We start from the raw sequence: 23,846 nt of genomic DNA, 5'->3' as shown, positions 1-23,846 counted from the left end.
CTCGTCAGTTGGATGGGAGAGTGGAGGGATGGATGCTTTTCTGATGCGTACGAATGCTGTTTGTCTGCATACTGGACTTCAGCTCGCGTGCCATGAATGCCGGCATGAAGGCCAGGCTCGTGATCAGGACGATGAGCAAGATCGACGCCTTGCGATTGAAGCCGGACGCACGTTGCTCAAGCTCGCGCGGCGCGGTCTGCAAGAGCGTGTTGGAAACGGTCTGCAGCATCTCCGACAGGTTGTCCTGATACTCGGCGATGTCCTGAATGCGGAAAGAGGTGTCTTGGTCGAACAATCCGGTGTCGAAGATCTTTCCGCCGGCATTCGGGCTTTCGTCGAGCGTGACCTGAATGCGATCGATGTGCAGCGCGAGATAGGGGTACGCGTGGCTGCGCATCAATTCCAGTGCGGCCGACAGGTTCTTGGCATCACCGCCAAAGCTCTGCGTCACAGATGCCATCGCCGACAGAAACTGAGCGCCCTGGAAGCGTCGGAAGAAGTCGAACAGAATGACCTTGTTGTCCAGCCACTGCCGGTACTTGCCGGTGTAGTTCTTCAAGGCGCGAGCCACCCAGTAGGCGACGGCGAGTTCACCAATCAGCACCAACCATCCCCAGTTGCGCAGGAACTGCGCGGAATAGTGGAACGTCTTGGCGATCGGCCCATAAGCCTCCACCGGTAGCAGGCTCGCGAAGCTGCGATCCAGCATCGGTGCCACCAGAAACGCCATCGCACCCAAATAGACGTGCAGGATGATGAGTGTGAGCCCCACGCTTGCCAGCATGATCACGATGTTCGCCTTCGCGTCGCTCATGGTGCGCAGGTTCTCGGCCAGCTTGAACAGCCCCTGCTTCAGGTCACCGCCCTGCTCGGCCACGGCGATGATGGCGAGGTCTTCGTCTGGCACCGTTCCGCGCAGGATGTCAGCCAAGCGCGCCTCCTGCATTTCGCCATCGAGGCCTTCGCTCCGAGCCAGCCATAGCGCCGCCAGAATTCCCAGCGGCTTCCCCGCGCGTCGGGCCGCATCCTTCGCAAAGTGGTTGGAGATTGGCTCGCCCGGCATCTTCTCGATGCGCATCGCGAGGTCGTAGTAGTAGTCCGCTCGCTTGGCCGCGAACTCGAAACGCGCCTGCCACAGTTTGTCTGGGAAACGTCCCACCGAGCCACTGGCAGGCTTACTGACGGACGCGGACGCCTGACGGCGGCTCAGCAGTTTCTTGAGACGCTGGATCATGCGTTTGCTCCCTTTACGTGCGACAGCATGCGCTTCAGGCGTTGTTCATAGCCGTCCAGCGACAGAATGCGCTCGGCCTCACGGGGATCCACAGTGCCCGCATGGACGTGATACATCGCCACCTCGAGTACCGACTTCCCCGTACAGTCCGGGACATCGAAGCCCGTCTCGCGCTTTGAACGCTGGTGGGCCTGAAGCTCGATCGCCCGCGCGTCCCGGATGTACATCAGGTCCAGCTCGTCCGGCTCGAACATCTCCGCGGCCATCACACGCCCACGGATGCCGTTGAGGTCAGGCAGGTTCGCCCGCCGGCAGTGGTCGCATCCCTCCTGCCGACGCAGGCGAATGCCATCCACGTCAAAGGCGAAGAGACGCTCGATCTGCCGCAGCTTCGCCGCGCCCAGGATTTGCTTCGCTTCGGCACCCACGTGGCCACACGTGCATGTCTTCGGCAGGAGCGCTTGATAGACATACAGATTCACGAACCCCGGAGTCGCCAGCACGCTGCGCGGAATCTGCAATTCGCTGTCGGCCAGTCGATCTGTTGCAGCCGTCGCTGATGGGGCGTGCACTGTCGTGAGCGCACGCAGGCCTGCGCCCGCCACGTCGCGGAAGAGACCAGCGGATTCGAAGTCCCGCACTTCCCCTATCATGACGAAATGGGGATTCATCCGCTTCAACTGGCGCTTCGCAACGATGAAGGGGTCATCCTCGCGATTCGCGCCATCCAGCTGGCGCGCAACGGAAAAGTGGTGCGTTCCCCGTGCCATGAGTTCGACCGGGTCCTCGATCGACATCTTGTTCATCCAGTCCGGCAGTCGCTGCATCACGGCATGGGCCGTCGTCGTCTTGCCCGAACCCACCGTGCCGACCAGCACCGTGCCGCCGCCCATCTGCATGGTGCAGCGGTCGATCACGTCGGCCTGCTGCTGGAAGAACCCCAGGTCATTCACAAAGTCGACGTCCGTGGTCGCCGCCTTCTCTCGATTCACCCGCATGACGGTGACGTGGCCGTCCGCGCTTTGCATGGACGCCCAGCGGAATACCAGCGGCACGCTGTCGACTTCGGCGCGAACGCTCGTCTGTTGCGGCAGGATGCGGCTAAAGAGGCCCTGCGAGCCCCCCTTCCCCTTTTGCCAGACGTAGCCCAGCATATCTAGGAGGTCGCCGGTACGGATCTGGAACTCGGGCGGCGCCACGAGATGGCCATCGATCGCAAAACGGATCTGCGAGAGCTCGCTATTGTCCTTGGCCTCGAAGTGGATATCCGAGGCCTGTTCGCGCAAAGCAAACTGGGAGGCGGCAAGGAACGTCTGCCACAGCGCGCTGGCGTTACGTGCGCCGGGCATCGTGCTGGCGGCACGACGGGCCCGCATCTCGACGCCGCGTGAGAGCGCGGTCATGACCTGCGGGGCGGCCGTGTAAATGAGCGGCGACGCAGCTTCATGCCGCATGCGACATTGCCGAAGGATCTCCTCCGTGACATCGGAATGACGCATGTCGGCGAGCAAGATCAATGCGAACTTCCCGCGGCCGCCTTCCGCAGCCTCCTCAATGAGCACCGGGCAAAGCTGATGGCGCAGCGACTGCGCCAGACCGAGCTCGTCGTAGAGCACGCGCGCGACGGTTGGCAGATCGTCAGTGGTGCGGATTTCGCTCGCTTGCGCCGCGCCGTAGTCCGATGTGGTCAGAGTTGGCTCAATCGGCTGCGACGGCTTCACAACCGAGCCTGCGCCCGACAATACAGTGATCCCGCCGCCCGACTCAGGCACCAGAGTTTTTCTTTTGCCGAATAGCATGGCGCCCTCAACCCTTGGTTGGCATCGTTGGTGCGATCGGTGCTGCGCCGACAGCTGCAGGCACAGGCATCAGTGGCAGCGCCCCCGGTGTGGGCACCGGAATCGGCATCGCCCCCGGAGTTGGCACTCCGGGGGCCGCGGCGGCCGGCGTTGTACCTGCCGGCGTCGGCGACGGCGAGGGCCGTGCGCTGCCCTGCTCATTCCCCACAAGAATCACAGCGTCATCATCAACCCGGTCAGCATCAATGACATGCTTGCCGCGCGCAAGGCGCGTTCCGCCCTCTGTGATCGAGATGACCTTGTAACCCTTCAGAGTGCCCCCGACCTTGGCTGCGTAGACCTGGTCATCCCATTTGACATAGCTGCGCAGCGTGAGAGGCAAGCCTGCGGCGCGCCCGTCCATCCCGTAGACCGCAATCGTCTTCGGTGCCTCGCTGCGCCCGCGCGATTGCTGTGCCGCTGGTACCGCGTTCACCGACGCCGGTGCCGGCGCAGTAGTCGCGATGTCCTTATCGAGCTTTTGCAAAGCGAGCTGCGCATCTTTTTCCAGCAACAACTGGGTGACCGTCTTCACCTCTTCGGCATGGGCGGCGCCAGCCATGAGAAGCACGAGAATGGGTGCCGTAATCCGTTTCATTTATTAGTCCCTCGCGTAGGCGTCGCCCTTGACGCTGAGCATGAATTTCGATTCTTTGATAGTGGGATCGGTGTCCAGCTTCACAGTCAAAACCAGTTCGTTCACCGACACGTTGGGCGGAAAAGAGGCAACCATTCCGGCATTGCGCAGCGGACCGTCTAGTTCCCAATTGGCGACCTTGTAGACATGCGGTACGGAACCCAGCCCCTCGGGCGGAATCGCGCCGAACGGAACGAGATCATTGAGGACTGCCTTGCTCGCCGCGGGACGCAGAAGCTGCAGAACCGACCCATAGTCAGTACGCAACGCCATGGCGCTTGGCAGGCCATCGAGTACCGTTCCCAGTGACACCATGTCGCCAAACGAAGCGTTCACCGTCACCGTGATCTCTTTGTCCTCCCGCCCGAATACCGGATTGGAGAAGCTGTCCGGGAGCGCGGCGATAAACGTTGTGTTGGTCGCCCCACGCGTACCACCATCGCCTTCTTTCTGGTCAAGCTCATAGATCGCTTCACACGTCGCCTTAGGAACGCCAACCGACTTGCACGTGAGCGTAGAGAGCTTCCAGCCGCCGACCACGACGGGCACTGTCTCCCCGAACCATTTCGCAAAGCGTGGGATAGCTGCGCGCGCCTGGGCCGCCGGTGCGGCAGACCGCGCAAAAATGTCCTCGGCATAGCGTTCGGCCGGCGACTTCTGCGGCGGTGGCGGGTTCATTCGCAGCTGATACGCGCGATACTCGGCAACGCCAAACTTGCCACCCAACGCGCCGATAACTGCCACCATCGCCAATAGCGCCAGACGCTTCTTCGTCGCAGCGGCGCTCGGTTTGCGCAGGGCCGCGTGCGAATCGGCCGCAGCGGCCACGGCATCGAGGTGCAACTCCACATAACTGATGGGAGCCGTCGCCCCCAGCAACCGCGCAAGCTCGGGCAAATTGCCCGCCAGCCGGAAAGCGCCGCCTGCCTTCTCCGCGAAGTCCTTGATCACCTCCGAGAGCGTGGCTTCGTCTGCGATGACACGGTCAAAGCCGACGCGCGGCCGACCTTTGAGGATGCCGCACACGAAATAGCCCACGTGGGCTCCCGCGTTCTCCAGCCGGTAGGCGAAAAGCACATTCGGCATGAGGTCCGGCATCCTGGCAATGGCGATCGCGGCCGAGTAGACCTTGTCCTTCACCTTGGTCTGCGCATCCTCGGGCGTGAGATATCCGGTATGCAGTGCGGCGCCGTCGTGCCAGATCCGGGCGGCCTTCACTTCCTTGGCGACTTTCGCAGCCAGGTCCGGTGCTGGCGCATTGCCCGTCAGCGTTCGCCATTGCATCCCGAAGGCAATCGCCTTGCCGTGGATCTCGATGATCATCGGGCAGCTCCGGCCGCGGCATCTGTACGAGCGGCCTTGAGACCCAGTCGGGCCTGCAGGAACGCCTTGTACTCACCCATCTCGTCTGCCGCAGACCGGTCATTGCCATCCAGCCCGTAAAGCGTAGGTGTCTCGCTCGAAGGCAGATTCAGTCGGCGGCGAAGCGCGTGTTCCCAGTCGGCGCGGAACTGGTTGCAGAAGCCGAAGGCGCTCGGTCGCAACGCACCGAAGAGGAACGCGCCCGAGGTCATGGTGACCGCCAGCCATTCGGCGACATGCCTCGCGGAGGCTTCCGGGTAGGTCTGAGCGAAAACCCAGAGCTTACGTGCCATCGACACGGTGGTCGCCGCGTCCATGAGCAAGCCGGCGACGACCAGCCAGAACAGCACGAACGGTACGACAGCAGTCATTCGCTGAAGAACGTTCACGACCATCTGTGCCGCATTAACGACTTGGCGCAGATAGTTGGCAGCATAGAACGCCGCGCGATGGCGCATCGCCGCGCATTCAGCGTCCGCGATGGCGCCGAGCTCTGCGCCGCAAACCTCGACTGACCAAGTACGGTCTCCAGCGGTCGCCATCCGGTGTTCGAGTGACAAACCGTAGATCGACAGCAGTCCCTGGAACACCAGCGTCAGTACCCCTGTAATGACTGCTACCTCGACCCGATTGCCCAAGACTGGCAAAGCAACGAGACATAGACACGGCAGCCATGTGAGGGACGCCACAACCAGGTAACGTCGGTAGAGGCCCACGACGTCAGAGAGAAGGATTCGAAGTGCCTGCATGGCTTACTTGCCCTCCCCGTGATCCTGCACCATGACCGTTGCCAGCAGCAGCGTGAAAGTGCGGGTCTTCGACACGGTCTGCGAGCCGCCGAGAAGCATCGGCAACGACTCGCCAAGCGTGCGACGCGTGTTCGCGGTGTCGTCCTGATCCAGTGCTGCCATCAGTACGGTCTGGCCGTTGCGGACGATGATGTCTTGCTTCGGAATGCCCTTACCGACGATGTTGATCGTCTGCACGGACTGCTGGTTGGTCCCCGCGCCGGACGTGAATTTTTCCAGCGGACCGTCCTGCTTGGACTGATCCAACGCAATCGTCAGGTTCACGTCATCGCGCGACGTCGCATCGGCGTAGGCGGCCAGTTTGAAGCCGACGGTTGCGGTCGAGGTGACGATCCCCGGAATGCCGCCTGTACCGCCCGCGGTCGTCGTCGCGGGTGTCGAGCCAGAGGCGTACGAGAACGTTCGCCGGTTGTTGTACTGGAAGCCGTGCCGATTGCGCATCGAGACGGGGATCGTGAGGCCAGACGTCACCGTGCCATACTGCTTCAGCGCGTTGACGATGGCCTGTGTCCCGTTGAAGCCACCCGAGGTGATGCCAAGGCCCACGCTACCGGCCGTCGACGACACCAGCGTCGCCGGCGACAGGGCGTTCACCGTAAAGCCGGGGATGTTCTGCAGGGCCTTCGTCAGCACCACGTTCCAGTCAATGCCCGCCTCGCCGGCGTCCGACACGGTCAGGTCGATCATCTGGAACTTGAGCGTCACCATGCGGGAGTAGATGGCGATCTGCTTGCGGATGATCTCGTCAGCCGCATCGACCGCTTCCTTGGTGTCGCGTAGCGTGAGGACGCCGGTGCCAGCGTTCAATTCGGAGCTACCGACCAGGGTCATGGCCGGCAAGATGCTCGTCTTGATACCGTCGAGATCGTTCTGCTCCTTGATTTCCGCCTTCGCTGCCGCGTCGATCTGAGTCGACGCGCCCGCCCCTCCGGCGCTGCCCGACGAGTTGCCCTCAGCCGACTGCTTGAACTCTGTCGTGAACGAGTTCGTGCCACCAGCCATCGGGAGTTGCCAGGTCTTGGTCACCAGGCGGTAGAAGCGCACAACGCCCTTCTCGGCGTTGTACTCCCAGTTGATGCCCAGACGCGTCGCAATCAGGTCGAGCATGTTCGCCAGCGGCATCTTCTCGCTGTTCTTGAACTCGACACTCAACGGCGTCTCCAGCAGCGCAGTGCTTTGCGACATGCCGATACCACCGGCCGCGGTCAAAGCCGCCGGCAGCGGCGAATTCAGCGCGGGAGCCGGTCCCAATCCTTGGGCCAGCGGGTTCATCGCACCGCCCTGCCCTTGTTGCTGCGTGCGCAACTGCTGCTGTGCCTGCGCGGCCAACGCGCGCGGCAGCAGCAGGTTCGGCGGCAGGTACACATCAGACTCGATCTTGACGGGGATGCCCGTGGCCATCTGCACGCGCTGCGCGGCGACCGCGAGTGACATTGAGCGTTCGGGAAACACCACCAGCGTATCGACGTTGTTGCGCAGGGCCACCGGCAGCGTCACGTTGCGGGCTACCGGCACACGCTTGCCAGCGAGAAACGGCCGGTCGACTTCCTGTTCGGCTTCGACAGCCGCGCGGTCACGCCGGATGCGTGCGTACAGCTCTTCGGTGGTCTGCGTGATCTGCATCGTGGTCACGTCAGTGGTCTGACGGACGTCCTTGAGCAGCGTCGGCGACACGCAGCCGGCGAGCGTCGTGCACACCAGGGCAGCGCCGGTCGCGGGGCGAAGAATTTGGTTCAGCTTCATGGCAGATTGCTCACTTCGTCGGGTCGCACTTCGTGGTGAGCTTCACCACGCGAACGAGGTTGTTGGAGTAGAAGCACGGCTTCAGGCTGTAGTCGGTCATCTCGGTGGCCGACAGGACGCGGCGGACCGCCGTCTTGAAATCGCCCGAGTAGGCGTCGGCCCCTTCAATCTGGACGTCCTGGTCCGGCTCCCACGGTGCGGTGGTCCAACCCGCATCGCGGGCCCACTTCTCGATCAGCACGCGGTAGTTGCCATCAGCAGGCGAAACAGACCAGTCGCGCGGGGCGTTCGGCGATGCAGGCACCGGCGCCGTGCCAATGGCAACTGGCGAAGAGACGGCAACGACTTGAGCGGCCGGCGCGACGGCAGGGGTTGCTGGCGCAAGCGCCGCCACCTGAACGGGCGCAACTGTCGACGCCTCTGCGGACCGCGACGCGACGGTGCGACGATCCGACAACAGCTGCCATCCGCCGCCAGCCAGCGGCTTCGTCGGCTCGAAGTTGCCCGACGTATCCGCGCCGAACGGCGACGAAGCGGGCACGGCAGCATGCGCGCATGCGGCTGCAGCGGCGATGCCGGCAAGGAGAGCCCGGCACACCCGGGACAACGATCGAGACTGGTACATGGCGGATTTCCGTTTCAATTCGAATGGGTTATTTGGTGGATTGCAGCTTCTGGTACACGCGGGTCGCGTAGCGCAGCCGCTTGTCCGGTGAGCCGGCGTTGTAGCAACCCACCGCGGTCCACGTTTCGCCGTAGCGGCTCAAGCAATCCGAGAGAATCCACGTGCCTACGTAGGCGTTCGTGCACGGGTCAAACAGGCTCTGCCGTGTGATGCCAAACTTCGCGAGGCGCGGCAGATGTGCCGAGTTGATCTGCATGAGTCCAATGTCCTCGCTCCCGTTCGTGTTGGTGTTGGTCACCCACGAACGCATGCCAGACTCGACCTGTGCAATACCACGCGCCAGCGTCGGGCTTACCCTGTGGAAGGCCGCAGCGTCGTCAAGACAGTCGGCGCGCACAACACTGCTTAGTGCAGCGCCGGCGAGCATGAGAGCGATACGCAGTGCGATCATTGGACGGCCCGCTCGTAGAACCTCACCTCGGGCAGCCTATCCACGCGTACGACGTTGCCATCCGCTATAACGGTCAGGTGGTCCGATACCCCATTGAACTTGTAGTAGCGGTCCTTCTGCTCGCCCCCACCCTGATGGTTGTCTCCGAAGACAGAGATGCTTGCCATCGACTTCGCAAAACTGAGGTACGTGACACCATCCTTCTCGAAGACGCGTTCAAGTCCGGCATCGTTCTCGCGCGGGAACAAGAAGTTGATGCCCGGCACACGCGCCACTTCCACGCGCTTACCGGCGCCAGACGCCGTGAAGTTATCGACCGTCGCAAAGGACAGCACCTTTTTGGTGTCATCCCACCGGGTACGAAGCTTGTCGCCACCTGCGTCGCGCACTTCCAGGTCCTTCGGCTCTGCATCGAAGCGCACCTCAATGCGGCCATTCTTAGCGTCGCGTATGGCGAGCGCATTGAACGCGGAGGCAAGCGTCGGACCTTCCGGCCGCGGTGTGCCAGACGGTGCGCTTGCGGCCTCCGTTGGAGACGCGATGGCGGGTGCGGACACGCGCAGCATCCCGCCGGGCGTCGACAGCCGTGCGGTCTCGACGCCGAACGCTTTAGGCGGCGTGCCTCGCAAAGCGATGTTCCGACGCGCGAAGTCCACTTCGGCGTAGAGGTCACGCTGTTCGAGCACGCGGGCAAGCGCCTGCAGCCAGTTCTCTCCGCCGCGCGCGTCCAGCGACACTTCGTCGGTCAGTGGGATGTCCTTTTGCGCGGTGCCGCTCCACCCCGTTGGGGCGATGGACTTGACCATTTGCGCGAGGGGCAGCGACGACCGACCCGGGCGCACCAGCGCGACATCCGCATAGCTACCGATCAGCGCAAGGCGGCCGGTAATGGCGGCAAGCGAGCGCGGCATGTCGCCACCCGGATTGGCCGGCTCGGACGTAAAGCCGTTCGCACGCTTCCAGCGCGCGACCACCTGCTGGCCATTCACGGAATACCGAACCACCTCCGGCACACCGTCGATCACCCAGTAGGGACCGTTTTGAATGGCGCCGTCTGCCAGCACGAGCTGGCCATGGCGCGGCTGGATGTATGTCGACTGGCCATCGTTGAACACCATCGCGGGCCGTTCCGAGGCGCGGGCCACAACCTGGTAGTCGAAGTCGAGCGGGTCAGTATCGGCCGCGAAAGCGGGCGCCGCAAGCAGCGCCAGTGCAGAGAGAATGAGCGGCCGGATCATTGGAATTGTGCGACGTGTTTCATGAATCGGGAGAAATAGGGACCACCGCGCTCGGGATTCGCGCTGTGGTACCAGGCCACCGCCTTCATCGGCGAGCCGCTGCGCTGCAGGTTCTCGGCAAGGATGTCTTCGGCCACGCGGATGTTGGTCGCGGGTGCGAGGGCTTCCCACGGCGAGGCGAAGCGCTTGCCGTGGTAGCACCAGTTCACCTGCATCAGACCCACATCAAAGTCGCAACGATCGCTCGCCAAGAGACGCTTGACCGCCGCGTAGGCTTCCTCGCGCGAGGAGAAGAACATGCCTCGCCCCGCAACATTGAGCGTCCACGGCCAGGGACGGCCGCGGTACGATGATTCGTTCATTGCGATACCCGCTGTGATCCTGGGATCCACGCGGCTACCCATCTGGGCAAAGGGCTCTGTCTTGGGCGCGCACTTCCATCCACCGCGACGTTCGGCCAACGCTTCCTGTGCGGCGTCATCCAGCACGGCCGGGCGCAACCATCCTTCGCGCACCAGCAGTGCGGCGATGGTCACGTCTTTCCCATCCAGCGTGACAACCGGTCCCGCTTGCGCGCCCGGCGCGATCTGCGCGCCGAGCAGGCGAGCCGACCAGCCGAGGAACACATCCAGTCCGCAGTACAGGACGGGCTTGCCGTCGATGGTGTGCACACGTGCCTGACCTTCTGCCCGCACCACGATGGCATTGGGGCTGACAACCGCCTCGATCGTCGCCGCTTGCGAGCCAGTCGACGCCACCAGGCAGAGTGCGAGAGTCGCAAGCCGCTTAATCACGATAGGGCTCCAGCACGATGTCATGCTTGACCTGCACCATCATGTTCTGGCCTGGCTCGGTCGAGATGGTCGGGCGAATGTTCTGGTTACGGCTCAGGATCGTTTGCGCCGTCTGCGTGGCCACCTGCCCTGCCGCATTCCCGTAGGCAACCAATCCCGCCGGTCCAACCGTGGTGGTCGTCGGGTTGTCGTTAAAGCGCAGCGACAGCGCGCCGATCACCAGCGCGCCACCGAAGATCTTGAGGAAATGGTTGTTGACGTCACCGGTATTGCCTGCGGTACCGTCCGGATCGGCGCCCTGCATGCCCAGCAGCGGTACCGTCTTGCCGTTGGGCAACTGCATCCGCACGAATGCGGTCAGGAGGCGCTCCTGGCCCACGGCAATGTCCGCGCTGTACATGCCCACCAGCGTGGTACCGGCTGGGATCATCTTGCAGTCGCCCTTGACCGTGTCGTACACATCCTGCGCGACGCTTGCCCGAAACTCGCCCGGCTTGTCCGAGTTGAGCCCGCCCGCGAACGTCGCAGGGATGACGAACCCACGGCTCAGCGTGCACCGCGGTAGCTTTCCGTCGAAGCTCGTGCGCTGCGTTGTCATGGCGCCCGCCTCCCGGAGGAACTGCTTGTCCGCCGAGACCGCCGGTGCGGCCGCATCCTGGCCTTGCGAAGCGGCAGCCGCCGCTGCACTAGCGCGCGCCGCCGCCTGCTGCTGGAGCACGCGCATCTGCGCGGGATCGGTTACATCAGCGCCAGGACCGCCCTTGCCTTCGAGCTGGGACTTTCGCACCCCGCTCTTGTAGATCGGCGCGGTAAAGATCGAATCCTTCTCGTTTTGCTTCGCATCGGGTGCTGGTGTTGCCTTGCCACCGGTGGTCAGGTCACTCGCCGTCATCAGCGGCGCTTTGCCCGTATCGGCCGGAGCAGCCTGCTTGCGCTGGCGCTCCGCTTCCTGCCGCGCTTTCTCAGCCTGGTCGCGGATCGTCTGCTCCAGGTTCTGGGCCCCTTCGGACGAACCCGAGCGCGCACGGATTTGCTCGGCACGCTCCTGTTCCGCCCTCTCGTCGTGCTGCGCTTCGCTGATCGACTGGAAGTAGTAACCGAGCGCGCCAACGAGCACGGCGGCGATGCTGCCGAGTGCCACGACGATGTTGCGCGGCAGCTTGCCCTTGACCGTGCGCTGCTGCGCCTCGGTCACGTCAGTCACATTGGGGTCCGTCTTCGTGCCGCGCATCAGAAGAGCCCCAAGATGCGGCCGCGGCCACGCTCAATACGCACTTCATCCTTGCCGGAGCGGAGGACAATTGTGTCAGCCAAGCGTTGCACGACAAGATAACCGCCACGGCGGATAGCGTTGACGACCACAAAATCACTACCGTCCTTGATCAACGCCACAGGCCAGTTCTGCGACGCGCTAGCCGGCAAGCGAAGCCACAGTGACTTACCGTCATCAAATGCCGTCTCTGGCTTGAAGCCGCCACTGCCCGAGATGGAGTACTCAAAGTTAAGCTTCTCGGGCGAAACGCCCACGGCATCCGCGCCACGGCTCTCCGCTTCCGTCGCACGTTGATCTTCGCCGGCGTCCGCCTTCGCTTCGTTGCGCGCCTTCACCTTCGCCGCAATCGAGGTCGGAATGCGGAAGCGAACTTTCTGGTAGAAGATCCCGCCGAGTGGGGAGGACACCAGCGTAAATTCGTAGCTCCGCTTGTTCGTGTTCACCGACAGCGTGTTCACTAGACCGGGAGCCTGCGGCTTGACGTACAGGTGATTGGCGCCGTCCGTCTCATAGTCCCAGCGCACGCTTTCGCCCCACGCCGGTTCACCCACGATCTGTTCATCGTCCGGAAACTCGATGGTCGTCATCTTCAGGGGGGCGCTGAGCACACGGAAGATCTGGTCACGGCTGTAGGTGAAGACCACCAGACGCGAATCCCCGGGCAGTGCCACAGGGTCAACTCCACCATTGAAGGGATTCCCCGGGTTCATGGCGTCACTCAATTCGCCGAAGCCCAGGTTCGCGAGGCCAGCGCCGAGGCGCAGGGGTGCTTTGTCTGCGGCGTGGCTTTGGGGGGCGGAAAGGATCAGAGCCAGCGCGGCGGCGATGGCTAGCGGGAGAATTCGGGAGGGCTTGCTGGCTTCCATGGGCACTGGGCGCGGCGTTAAGCCTGCGACTTTTGGATGCTGAAGAAAACGGGATAAATGCCGAACGGGTTAGTCCCGAGAATGGCGTCGCTGGTCGGCGGCTTGACCTGGTACCGGAACGTGACCGCGTAACGCTGCTTGCGCGGCTGATATCCGTCCTCGCTGGTGGAGGTCACGAACTCCACGGCCACGGTGTTGTCCGGCAGGATGGCGATATTGAGAATCTTGGGCTCACGCACCAGCGTGGGCGAAGAGATCACCTGACGGATTGGCTGGTCTTCGTCGACCCATTCCTGGAACTGCGTGCGGCCGGACCCCACCATCTGCTCACGCACCGAGCGCAGGTTCTGTGCGATGCGCGAGCGTTCGACATCGGCGCTCAAAATCGGCTCGATCGTGAACCAGCGTGTGACCAGATCCTTGAACGCCCATTTGAGCGCCATGTCATCGGGGCGGTAGTCCACCAGCTCGCGCACATAGGGCTTGCCTGTGGCATCCGCCGATACACCAACCGCCTTGACAACGGACGGTGGCGATTCGCGCGTCATGATGGCCACCAGCGCGATGAACCCGATACCGAGCGTCGCGATCTTCCAGTGGTTGCGCTCCACGGCCAGACGTGTCGTGCGATCGAAGATCACCTGCTCGGGCTTCTCATTAGCGTACATCCCTGGCGCGACGCTCAGGGGATTGGCCTTCTCGGATTTCTTGGGAAAAAGACGCATGCGGCTTTCCTGTTGGATGCCGCCAATTGAAACAGCTAACCGACTGTCATAGAGAGGGAAAAGCTATGCGATATTGCCCAGCTTTCTGCGTTTGCCTCATTTCCGACCGCGTCGGTTGCATCGCCGACAAGAGCTCCCTTGCGTGCCGGAGGCAACTGGAATACACGGCAGCGTCGCTGAGCGATAGTTACCGGTTGCGCAGCATGCCGCGCACGTGCCTTGTTCTTCGGCTTGGGAAAGGTGCGAACTGTTGGCGGTGTCCAAAGTGATGGAGACGAACCAGCGGTCAGCCACACGGCAGACCGTGGCCAACACCAGGGTAACCCTCAACTGCCACCCTTGAGAAATGCTCAACGGCCGGTTTATCGACGTCCTAACCCAGTAAGCTCACATTTTTATGTGCGCTTATCGGGGAAATAGGTTGAGCATGCTTACGCTTTCGGGAGCCTGACCTGCCGCGCAAGTTCTGCAACCACCGTTGGATCGGAGGATAGCTCGTCCACCGCGCGCGTTAAGACCTGCTTCTCAACACGGCAATTCCCCAGAAAGCTACGCAAAATCGTATGGCTTTCTGCCCGCCACGATGGCCCGCGCCCGCCAACAATAGCGGGCATGGATTCCACCGCCAATCATCCCCTCCTGCAATTGAGCCAGCTTGAAGAAAGTGCCGTCGGCATGTTCTTCGAGTCGCTCGCACCCATCCGGGAATTCATGGACGCCCCGGATGTGGCCGAAGTCATGATCAATCGCTACGACAACGTCTGGGTCGAGCGGCGCGGAGTCATGTCGCGGCTGGAGAGTGCGATTAAGCCCGCCAAGCTGGAAGGTGCAATCCGGTCCCTCGCCTCCTCCGTGCAGAAGTCCGCGGTGCGCGGTACTTCACAAGGGATCATCAACGCCGGCCACAAGGGTCTGCGTATTGCCGCCGTGATGCAGCCTACGGCGATCGGCGGTCACGCCCTCAGTATCCGCCGGCACCAGGAGCGGAATCTGTCGCTGCACGACTATGTCAAGGCTGGTGCCTTTTCCGCCAAACACGCGCGTAGCGTGGAAGACGACCGCGCTATCTTCACCGGCCCCGTCGAGGATGAAGCGCTGATGGAGGCGCTCCAGCAGCTTGTCCAACAGCGCAAGAACATTCTGGTGGCTGGCGGAACGTCGTCGGGCAAGACAACGCTACTCAATGCGTTGGTCGAAGTGATCCCACACGACGAGCGGGTGCTGACCATCGAGGACACGATGGAACTGAAACCCCGGGTCCCCAACCTCGTGCGGCTTCTCTCCAATGCCGACAAGGGCGTCAGCACCCAACAGCTGGTGGCGTTGTCATTGCGCTTCCGGCCTGACCGGATTCTAGTTGGCGAAGTTCGCGCGGGCGAGGCCTACGACATGGTCCAGGCATTCAATACCGGCCACGACGGCGGCATGGGTTCCCTGCACGCGCCCAATGCGCGCGCTGCCCTCTCCCGACTCGAAAGCATGGCATTGCTCGGCATTCCCCCCGGCTCGGGATGGAGGGTCGAGGACATGCGCAAGCTTGTTGCTGACTGCATCCACTATGTGGTCCACATGAAGCGGACAGGCGAGATGCGGCACATATCCGAAATCATTGAAGTGAAAGGCGTGCGCAATAACGAGTACGTCGTTCAACGCGTCTTCTAACAAAGGAGCTTCACCCATGCATTTGCTGCCCGCCGCACTACGCGCCGCCATGTCGCGCAAGCAAGCGCCCAAAGCAATCACCCTCCTCGGCCTGATGGCGGTGGCTACCACGGCCGGCGCCGCCGAGATTGCCGCCTTCGCCGCACTGGGCGACTTCATCTGCGGCATCGCCACCTTCATCAACACCAAGTATCTGTTCGTGGCTGGTTTGATCTTGATTGTCCTGGGCGCGATCGGCATCGCGAACTCCGAATCGACCATCATGAAGTTCGTCTCCGTCATCTGTATCGGCGTGGGTCTGGCAGCAGCAGCCCCATCGATCATGACGGTGCTGGGTGTGGCGAAGGCCTGCACGGGCATCTGACCATGCGCGAGCACCACGTCGGCATCGGTCTTTCCCGGCCCCGTCAGATTGGCGGCGCAGTACGCGGCCTCGCCATTGCCAACGGCACGATCGTTGCCCTGCTGGTCTACGTCACGTTCCGCAGCGGCTGGAAAATCCCCGTCTGCGTCGTGCTGATGGGCATGGCCTTTCACGCATTGCTGCGCTGGTTGACCTCGCGTGACCCGTGGTGGAACCAGATCCTGAGCGTCTACAACACCTACGGTGACGTGTACGAATCGCGCCCCTGGCACGGCAAGCTGCATTCGCTCTTCCGCCGACCGTACGGCTTTGACAGCGACCTCCCATGCTGAAGATCAACCGCCGCCCGCTCTACGAAGTGGCGCCGTGGCTCACCTCTATCACGCCCGAACTGATCCTGAACAAGGACGGCTCGCTGCTGGCCAACTTCGAGTTTCAGGGGGTCGATGCCGACAGCCCGATCACCGCCGATATCGAATCGGCGCGAAACCAGCTGGACCAGGCCTGCAAATCCTTCGACAACCGGATCACCGCGTGGTGGAAACTGAGCCATCGGCGCGCGCACGGCTACGTGGGCGGAGAGTTCTCGGAAGCGGCCGACGCGCAGCTGGACGCCCTGAACAAGGCTCATCTTACGTCCGGCAAGTATTTCCGGAACGCGCATTCCCTCGCCCTCGCCTACACGCCCGAGACCGGCTTGGCCAAGTTCTTCGACAAGGTCGGCCACCACATGACCGTCGGTGGGCGATCGGTCTACGCCTCCATCTTCGAAGCAACGAAAGACACGGTGTTCGCACGCAGCGCCTTCGCGTTCGACATGGAGAAGCTGCAGGCCGATACGCGCCGGTTTGAAGCGATGCTCGACGCCTTTGGTGGCGGCGTGCCGCGGCTCAAGCTCAATCGCCTCATCATGCAGGACAGTTACGCGGCGCTGCACCAGGCGGCCAATCCAAGCGCTCCGCCAAGGCGCATTCGCTATCCCGTTACGCTGCTGGACACCCATCTGACAGAATCGGAGGTAACCGTCGGCGCAGATAAACTCCTATTTGAATCCGCGCACGGCAAGCGGTATGCCGCCATTGTGTCAGTCAAGGAGTGGCTAGGATTCCAGGAAGCAGCACTGGACGGGCTGATGCAGATCGACGCCGAGCTCGACGTGTGCATCATGTTCCGGTTCCTCGATACCGCGCGCGCGTCCGCCTACATCGAGAAGGTACGCCGCTTTTATAAGATGGCGGCGCTCAATGTCCGGGCCATCCTCAAGCAATACTTCGGCAAGGAAGAAGCTGAGAACGACGAGGGGCGCGAGGAACTGGCGAAGGAAGCCGGTATCGCGCTCAAACGACTCACGGCCGAAGGCACGCAGCACGGCTTCGCGAACATCTCCATCATCGTCTACGGCGAAACCGAAGAAGACTGCGAAGACTCCATCAGTGAAGTGATTGGCGCCCTGACCAATGCGGGTTTCGGAGCCATTCGCGAGAAGGCGAACCTGATGCCGGCGTGGAACAGCACCCTACCCGGCCGCTGGGACAAGCAACGCCGCCTCCAGTTTGTAGAAACGCCGGCAGTGTCGGACATTGCACCGGTTTGCTCGGTGGTCCCCGGCCCGACGCGAAATAGCTGGCTGTCGGACAAGGCCGGCCGAGAGGTTGCGCCGCTCACCTGCCTGCCCACTCGCCACAAGACCGCACAGCGCGTGGACTTCCACCAGCCGGGAGGCAACGGCCATGTGCTGGTCATCGGTCCGATCGGTGCTGGCAAGTCGGTGTTCCTTAACTTTCTGGTGTCCCAGGCAGGCCGCCATGGTGCACGTCGGATCCGCTTCGACAAGGATCGATCCACCCGCATCCCTACGCTGCTGAGCGGCGGCACGTTTGTCGACGTTACCGGCAAGTTCCAGACTGCGACGCATGCGAATCCCCTGTCGCTGCTTAGCGACCCGGAGAACTTCACGTATGTCGCCCAGTGGGTGTCATTGGCGCTCGAAGACGACAACTTCTCGCTGACGCCGCAGCAATCGACGGATGTGTACGAGGCGGTAAAGATTCTTGCGACCTACGACCCGGAACGCTGGACGCTCAGCAACCTCTCGACCCAGTTGCATGACTCGTTGCGCGAACGTCTTCAAATCTGGCTTAAGGGCGGTCAATACGGGCACTTCTTCGACCACGCCGAAGATGCTTTTGCCGTTAGCGACAACCTGTCCATCGAGATGGGCGATCTGTTCGAGAAGTACCCGCGTGCGGCGGCCCTCTTCGTCGACTATGCGTTCTATCGCATCAGCCAGTCCATGGACGGCTTGCGGTACACCATCATCGAAGTCGAGGAGGCCGGTTTCTTCTTCCAGCAACCACGCTTCTACAAGCGTCTGGAGACGTGGATTACCACCATCCGGAAGCTGAACGGCGCCATCTGGATGGCCACACAGTCGCTGCGCCAGCTCGACCGCATTCCGGACTTCGAGATCCTCAAGGACAACGTCGGCAACCTGATCTACCTACCCAACAGCCAGGCGAATTCGAGCAAGGACCTCTACAAGGGCAAGTTCGGCCTGACCGACGACCAGATCCAGATGATCAACGACGCGATTCCGAACCGCGACTATCTCTGGATTACCCGGTCACAGACTCGAATGCTCCAAAGCACGTTCTCGGAAGAAATGGTAGCGATGCTGCGGTCCGACGGCGTCGCGCAATCGATCCTCGACCGCCACCACGCGTCTGGGGATATCAACTGGCAACAACACTACGTGCGCGAAATGCTCGCGCGCAACTCCTAAGGAGCAAGTCCATGAAGAAGTGGTTCATCAAGTCCGCCGCCGCGGCCTCCTTAACGCTGAGTTCGCTCGCGCACGCCGGCGGTTTCCCCGTCATTGATGTGACGAACCTCATCCAGAACACTATGACGGCGTTGCAGTCAGTCAAGGACGAGGTCTATCAAAACACCAACATCGCGTACCAGTACAAGATGATGGCCAACCAGTTGCTGCAGTCCACCGGGCTGGACGCGGCAGCACTGGAACAGCAGCTGGGCGCTCTCAACGATGAAATCAGCAACAACGATAGCTACGGCAACGTGCTCAAGGATCTCTACGGCGGGTTGTCAGGCAACACGGACTATCTTAATCGCGTGCAGAGCATGATCGTTTCCTCTGGCAAGAGTCCAAGCCAGTGGTTCGAGGATCAATCCACCCTGCTCAACAACGGCGACAAAACGGCCAAGAACCTGTTCAACCTCGGCTCCACCGTGTTCAAGAACACCCAGGCGACGGCCAAGCGCCGGGAGAGGATCCAGAAACAAATGAAGCTCTCGCCAACCGCGCAGGCGACGGCGCAATCCACCAACCAGATGCTCGACGTACTGGCGGGCCAGAACGCGGATCTGCTGCAACTGATGAGCGCCAAGACACAGTCTGACGCCGACAAGGACCAGAAGACATTGGCCATTGATGCCGAGACGACGGAAGCCGCGCGCAAACTCCAGGCCGATCGTGACGCGCAACGCCAAAAGCTCCTAAACCTGAAATGACAAGCCGCTACGTACGCACTGCCTTACGTTCGGCTATGGCCTCGCTCGTATTCTTGCTGACAATCCTCGGATCGGCATCCTACGCTGAGGAGTCGGCTGGCGGCAACACTAGCGCGCCACAACAAACAGTCTCCGCTTCGCAACCGGGTGAGCTCGGCGACGGCATCAAGAAAGCACTGTCCAAAATGGACGGCATGCGTAGCAGCCTCATCAGCAGCGCAACGTCGCTTAGCGACCGTGTACGAAGTGAATCGGACAAGGTTGCGTTTGGTCTGGGCACTATCGCTCTGGTACTGGCCGGGCTTCGCTGGGCGAGCACCAGCGACGCCGTGACGGCGTGGACGGACTTCCTCGAAGCGATTCTCTTTCTTGGAATCTTCTCCGCCCTGTATGTGAGCTATACCAGCTTCGGACCGGCAATCTTTGTTTGGTTCGACAAGATCGCTACGGCAATAAACAGCGGCGTCGACATCTACAACTTACCGATGACGCTGGCGGGTACCGCAGGGAAGTTCTACGACTCGATTGTTCGGACTCTTATTGCTGGGCTTAACAACCCACTCAAGCTGGTCGACGCAATCGTCGCCGCCGTGGCCTTCACGTTCGCTCTCCTCAGCGTACTGGCTGCAGCCATTATCTATTCCTGGTTCATCCTCGTCGGCCATCTTATGGTAGCCGTTGGCATTGTGGTGGGACCACTTGCCGTTGCATTCGGGATGCTTGACATTTCGCGCAAGTACTTCGCTGCATGGCTCGACTACATGGTGACCGGCTCTCTATATATGGTGGTCGCGGCCATCATGGCTCAGCTTGTTTCCTCGCCCATCCAAGACATCGTGAGCGGCGTTTCGAATGTGGGTACCGACACAACACTGGCCGCGTCCTACGCCCTTTCGATTTCGATTGTTCTGATCTTCATCGCCATGGAGATCCCGAAAATCTCGGGTTCCTTGTTTGGTACAGGTGGCGGCATCAGCGGCACCGGCGGATTCAAGATGCTCGGCCGCGGCGCGGCGAATCTGGGCAAGAAGCTCGCAGGAAAGTGACTGATGACGCAAACGATTCATAAGTTCATGGGCCCCGCCGAGCTGATGCTGGGTCATGCGAAGCGTATCGACCTGATCCGGCAGTATGCCAACGAGTCGGAACCAGCGGTCTTCAATGCGAAGTGGCTAGCGGTGCTCGAAGGCTGTGCGCACTGGTTCGCCTCCATGCCATTGCGCCCGACGGAGCATGCGGAGCCTGGCGGTGCCATGCGGGCGACGGTGGAGGCAGCCTACTTCGCCATGCGACTCTCGGGCGCGCAAAAATTTGGTGCCGACCAGCCATCCGAGCGGCGTCGCTTGCTTGAGCCGCAATATCTCTATGCATTGTTCCTGGCGGCGTGCTGCTCGCGCCTGGACGAGCCCTGCCGGCATTTCCTTTTCCACCGCGAGAGCGATGGCGCCGAATGGATCCCGGCGGCACACGGCGCGTTCGGCACCTGGCTTGGAGACGGTACGTACAAGGTCACGCGCAGGGACGAGGCCGCTCCCGTCGAACGCATGAGAACCGCCTTGCTGGCCCGGGAGATCCTCGGTGCGGAGTGCCTCGCTCTATTCGACCCTACGGTGCTGTCCGACCTGTTCGGCGCCATTAATCCGGAGCCCCGTCCCACCGGCATCGAGACCCTGCTGCACAAGGTCGCGCGTCAAGCCATTGAAACCGCGACCAGCTTCGAGGTGAAGGCTCGGCGCGCCGCCTTTGCGCCCGATGCTACGCCTGCCCCCACCGCTGGCGATCTGGCGGCGTCGGGAACTCCTGCGCCGGCGGCGCCCGAGAAGTCCAAACCGGCTTCTGCTCCTGCCACCGAAGCAACGGCGGCACCGACAGCGGAAACCGGGGAGGTCGCAGTAGCGTCCACACCAACGCCACAGTCCACAGCTCCTAAGGCTCCCGAGCCAACGGCGTCAGGCTCGCCGGCCGCGGCGCTTCCCATGGATGCAGTCCGGCCGACCGGTACCGACAAGAAGGCGGACCCGTTTGCTGAGGTACTTGCAGGCACGTCCAACCTGATGCGTGACTTCTTCCGCGCCGTCTCGCAGGACGTTGCGGCCGGCAAGGCAAAGGTGACATGGGTCGACAACAAGCTCGCTATCAGCAAGCGCATGATCGGCAACTACGGGATGGCATCGGAATCGCTGCTGGAGAACCTGCGCAAGTTCAACCTGCTCTACAAGGTCGTTGGCCAGGACATCCTGCTGGTCGACAAGGTCGCCGCGTTGATTGCTGAGCGGCCCACAGATTCGCAGGGATCGTGATGCGCAACTACATCAACCACTTCCGCCCAATCTTCGAGTTCCGCGCTGTTGTCGGCTGGACCCTCGCTGTTGTGCTGCTGCTGGCGAGCGGGATGCCGAGTGCCGGCTACTTCGCCCTGTTCGCCGCCGTCATGCTGCTATTCCGCGCGACGCAGGTTTGGCGTGCGCTTAAGTTTCGGATGGCCATTTCCACAAAATGGTTGAGCATCATCCAGATCGATCGTCTGCTCGTAATTAGCGCTGACATGCGCAAGAAGCAGAATGCCATGTATGTGGGGTTAGGCTACGAATGGACGCAGCGCCACTGCCAGATTGCACACGATATTCTTCGGATGCCGTCGAGCGACATTCCCGGTTTGCCGAAATGGTTGCCGCAACCTATCGTCGAACGTGTCGAGAGAGCTTTTGCGCCGGCGGATAGCCTCGCCGACACCATGCCTCAGGGCCGATCCTGGATTCACGGCATGGAGCCCAAGAAGACTTGGGTGCCTTTTCACTACAAGGCAATGCCCGGCCATACTTCGGTCAGCGGCACGACGGGTTCTGGAAAAACCCGGACCTACGAGGTCATTTCGACTCAGGTCATCCACAATCCCGACGACATTCTGATCATTATTGATCCGAAGAACGATAGCGATTGGGTCAAACGTGTCAAGAAGGAATGCGATCGAGCGGGCCGTAAGTTCCTGTATTGGAAACAGGCCGCCCCCTCCCAATCGATCCGCCTGAATCCGATTGAGAACTGGTCGCAGCCTTCGGAAATTCCGAGCCGTATTGCACAGCTGATGGAGGAAGGGCCCTTTCGTCAGTTCGCCTTCCTGTTTATCGACCGCGCGGTAAAGGGTGAGCTTTACGTCGGTGACAAGCCGAATCTGCGCTCCATCCTCCAGTACGCCCAGAACGGCATCAACAAGCTGCTGGACCGGGCACTGCGGCGGTTCTTCCCGGAAGCTGGCATGCCGGACTGGGAGGAAGAGGCGAGCACCTATATGCAGAAGGCGGCCCAACGCCCGGGCGGTACGCTGCTCGATGGCATGGTGCAGTTGTACATGGCACGCTTTGCCAACAAGGATCTCGGTCACGAGGCCATCGACGGACTGGTGGCGACGTTTCACCATGACCGCGACCACTACGGCCGGATCATTGCGTCCGCCCTCCCCTTGCTGCAGATGCTGGCCACCGGCGAGACAGGCCTCATGCTGGCGCCAAAGGCCGATGACTTCGATGACGACCGAGAGATCTGGGATATCGACAAGGTCATCAAGCAAAAGGCCGTGCTCTATGTCGGCGCAGACTCACTCTCCAATGCGCTGGTCGCACAAGCCATCATGTCCATGTTGCTGGCTGACATCGCTTCGGTCGCAGGGGCGATCTACAACTTCTATGAGAAGCCGCCCGAGGTGGTCCTCATCATCGATGAGGTCGCGGAGGCGATCAACGAACAGGTCATCCAGGTGCTTAACAAAGGCCGCGGTGCGGGCTTCAAAGCCTTCGTAGCCTTTCAGACGCGTTCGGATGTGACCGCCAAACTCGGAAACGTGGCCAAAATGAACCAGGTTCTGGGAAATCTGAACAACCAGTTCGTTTTACGCTTGGAAGATGTTGACACAGCGAACTGGTTCTCCGAGAAAGCCGGCACCACCGCTATTCAGAACATCGTCGTGTCCAGCAGCACCAGCACCGGTACCGAGGCCCACGTGGGCGAATTCAGCGGCTCGGTCTCTCGATCGACCCAGCTGGAGAAGGCGCCGCTTGTTCCTCCCGACCTGATCATGCAACTTCCTAACCTGCAGTACTTCCTGCGCATCTCCGGCGGCTCTGTCTATCAGGGCCGGGTTCCCATTATTCAAGGTTAATTGCCAATGCGCTCCCCTTCCCTGTTCCGGCAGATCGTCAAGCAGCATCGGATGTCGGCCAAGCTGACGCCAATCTTCATCCTTTCGCCGGACCTCGATGACGTGTGCAGGCGCGTGGTCGACTATATTGGCGTCAACTTCCGCGTACGCGAGGAGCCGCTGGTTGCTGAAATGCTTGGCGACGCCATTCAAGCATGGCGCCAGGCTCGTAAGCATGGCGATGCGAACGTCGCCTTTATGAAGGGGCTGTTTGGTCGCGCCCACGACCTGTATATGCAGCGCTACGCGGCATTCAAGGGCGAGCGCTACAACGTCTGGTATCCCTACCAAGAGTCAATCCCCGCATTCGAGCAACGCCAGCCATCTGGCTATGTGTGCCAGATGGTCGACGAGCCCACACCAGGCAACGTTTCTCAGCGATGTGCCGCATTCCAGCTCGCCGCACGCGTGCTGACCGGCTACAGCTTCTCCCGCTACTTCGAGGACTACGATGTCGCTGGCAGCTTTGCACACTGACGCGCACAGGCGTCTTGCGGCG

General features: G+C 61.7%; 22 protein-coding genes. 9 read left to right on the top strand and 13 right to left on the bottom strand.

Features of this window, described 5'->3' with window-relative positions; all coding sequences use genetic code 11:
* Positions 1-4: 4 nt before the first annotated feature.
* From ACO550_RS05010 to ACO550_RS04950, 13 genes are all read right to left on the bottom strand, one after another.
* Complete coding sequence (locus tag ACO550_RS05010; protein WP_315591824.1) at positions 5-1,234, bottom strand: pilus assembly protein TadE; 1,230 nt, start codon at positions 1,232-1,234, stop codon at positions 5-7.
* A complete protein-coding gene (locus tag ACO550_RS05005) occupies positions 1,231-3,033 on the bottom strand; it encodes an ATPase, T2SS/T4P/T4SS family (RefSeq protein WP_315591823.1) in 1,803 nt (600 codons plus the stop codon). The genes ACO550_RS05010 and ACO550_RS05005 overlap by 4 nt, the downstream gene beginning before the upstream one ends.
* 7 nt (positions 3,034-3,040) lie before the next feature.
* Positions 3,041-3,670, bottom strand: a complete 630-nt coding sequence (locus tag ACO550_RS05000; protein WP_315591822.1) for a hypothetical protein — start codon at positions 3,668-3,670, stop codon at positions 3,041-3,043.
* Positions 3,671-3,673: 3 nt separating this feature from the next.
* Positions 3,674-5,032, bottom strand: coding sequence for a type 4b pilus protein PilO2 (locus tag ACO550_RS04995; protein ID WP_315591821.1), 1,359 nt, complete (start codon positions 5,030-5,032; stop codon positions 3,674-3,676).
* Positions 5,029-5,661, bottom strand: a complete 633-nt coding sequence (locus tag ACO550_RS04990; protein ID WP_315591820.1) for a hypothetical protein — start codon at positions 5,659-5,661, stop codon at positions 5,029-5,031. Before ACO550_RS04990 ends, ACO550_RS04995 begins: the two co-directional genes overlap by 4 nt.
* A gap of 162 nt (positions 5,662-5,823) precedes the next feature.
* A complete protein-coding gene (locus tag ACO550_RS04985; RefSeq protein ID WP_315591819.1) occupies positions 5,824-7,623 on the bottom strand; it encodes a protein PilN in 1,800 nt (599 codons plus the stop codon).
* Positions 7,624-7,633: 10 nt separating this feature from the next.
* The gene (locus ACO550_RS04980; protein ID WP_315591818.1) at positions 7,634-8,248 is read right to left on the bottom strand and encodes a TcpQ domain-containing protein; all 615 of its coding nucleotides are present in this window, start codon (positions 8,246-8,248) and stop codon (positions 7,634-7,636) included.
* A 28-nt stretch (positions 8,249-8,276) separates the two neighbouring features.
* Positions 8,277-8,699 carry a lytic transglycosylase domain-containing protein gene (locus ACO550_RS04975; protein ID WP_315591817.1) on the bottom strand — a complete coding sequence of 141 codons (423 nt, stop codon included), beginning with the start codon at positions 8,697-8,699 and terminating at the stop codon, positions 8,277-8,279.
* The gene (locus ACO550_RS04970) at positions 8,696-9,937 is read right to left on the bottom strand and encodes a TrbG/VirB9 family P-type conjugative transfer protein (protein WP_315591816.1); all 1,242 of its coding nucleotides are present in this window, start codon (positions 9,935-9,937) and stop codon (positions 8,696-8,698) included. The genes ACO550_RS04975 and ACO550_RS04970 overlap by 4 nt, the downstream gene beginning before the upstream one ends.
* Positions 9,934-10,731: a transglycosylase SLT domain-containing protein gene (locus tag ACO550_RS04965; protein ID WP_315591815.1), complete on the bottom strand. Its 798-nt coding sequence runs from the start codon at positions 10,729-10,731 to the stop codon at positions 9,934-9,936. The genes ACO550_RS04970 and ACO550_RS04965 overlap by 4 nt, the downstream gene beginning before the upstream one ends.
* On the bottom strand, positions 10,724-11,962 hold the full coding sequence (locus ACO550_RS04960) for a TrbI/VirB10 family protein (RefSeq protein WP_315591814.1): 1,239 nt from the start codon (positions 11,960-11,962) through the stop codon (positions 10,724-10,726). The genes ACO550_RS04965 and ACO550_RS04960 overlap by 8 nt, the downstream gene beginning before the upstream one ends.
* Positions 11,962-12,870: a TrbG/VirB9 family P-type conjugative transfer protein gene (locus ACO550_RS04955; RefSeq protein WP_315591813.1), complete on the bottom strand. Its 909-nt coding sequence runs from the start codon at positions 12,868-12,870 to the stop codon at positions 11,962-11,964. The genes ACO550_RS04960 and ACO550_RS04955 overlap by 1 nt, the downstream gene beginning before the upstream one ends.
* Before the next feature lie 17 nt (positions 12,871-12,887).
* Positions 12,888-13,595 (bottom strand): VirB8/TrbF family protein, encoded by a 708-nt coding sequence (locus ACO550_RS04950; RefSeq protein WP_315591812.1) that lies wholly within the window; start codon positions 13,593-13,595, stop codon positions 12,888-12,890.
* 612 nt (positions 13,596-14,207) lie between these two features.
* On the opposite strand from ACO550_RS04950, the gene ACO550_RS04945 reads away from it, so the two are divergent.
* The 9 genes from ACO550_RS04945 to ACO550_RS04905 are packed head-to-tail and all read left to right on the top strand — an operon-like array spanning position 14,208 to position 23,824.
* Positions 14,208-15,257 (top strand): TadA family conjugal transfer-associated ATPase, encoded by a 1,050-nt coding sequence (locus ACO550_RS04945; protein ID WP_315591811.1) that lies wholly within the window; start codon positions 14,208-14,210, stop codon positions 15,255-15,257.
* Between the two features lie 16 nt (positions 15,258-15,273).
* Positions 15,274-15,621 (top strand): prepilin, encoded by a 348-nt coding sequence (locus ACO550_RS04940; protein WP_315591810.1) that lies wholly within the window; start codon positions 15,274-15,276, stop codon positions 15,619-15,621.
* Positions 15,622-15,623: 2 nt separating this feature from the next.
* Positions 15,624-15,953, top strand: a complete 330-nt coding sequence (locus tag ACO550_RS04935) for a VirB3 family type IV secretion system protein (RefSeq protein WP_315591809.1) — start codon at positions 15,624-15,626, stop codon at positions 15,951-15,953.
* Positions 15,947-18,403: a VirB4 family type IV secretion/conjugal transfer ATPase gene (locus ACO550_RS04930; protein WP_315591808.1), complete on the top strand. Its 2,457-nt coding sequence runs from the start codon at positions 15,947-15,949 to the stop codon at positions 18,401-18,403. The genes ACO550_RS04935 and ACO550_RS04930 overlap by 7 nt, the downstream gene beginning before the upstream one ends.
* 11 nt (positions 18,404-18,414) lie before the next feature.
* Positions 18,415-19,152, top strand: a complete 738-nt coding sequence (locus tag ACO550_RS04925) for a conjugal transfer protein TrbJ (RefSeq protein WP_315591807.1) — start codon at positions 18,415-18,417, stop codon at positions 19,150-19,152.
* A 35-nt stretch (positions 19,153-19,187) separates the two neighbouring features.
* Complete coding sequence (locus tag ACO550_RS04920) at positions 19,188-20,198, top strand: type IV secretion system protein (RefSeq protein ID WP_315591806.1); 1,011 nt, start codon at positions 19,188-19,190, stop codon at positions 20,196-20,198.
* Between the two features lie 3 nt (positions 20,199-20,201).
* Entirely contained in the window at positions 20,202-21,452 is a 1,251-nt protein-coding gene (locus tag ACO550_RS04915; RefSeq protein ID WP_315591805.1) for a TraI domain-containing protein, read from the top strand.
* Entirely contained in the window at positions 21,452-23,308 is a 1,857-nt protein-coding gene (gene traD / locus ACO550_RS04910) for a conjugative transfer system coupling protein TraD (protein WP_315591804.1), read from the top strand. Before ACO550_RS04915 ends, traD begins: the two co-directional genes overlap by 1 nt.
* Before the next feature lie 6 nt (positions 23,309-23,314).
* Complete coding sequence (locus ACO550_RS04905) at positions 23,315-23,824, top strand: hypothetical protein (protein ID WP_315591803.1); 510 nt, start codon at positions 23,315-23,317, stop codon at positions 23,822-23,824.
* Positions 23,825-23,846: the final 22 nt, after the last annotated feature.

Source organism: Cupriavidus sp. (assembly GCF_057315035.1).
This window is presented reverse-complemented; position numbering and strand designations above follow the sequence as displayed.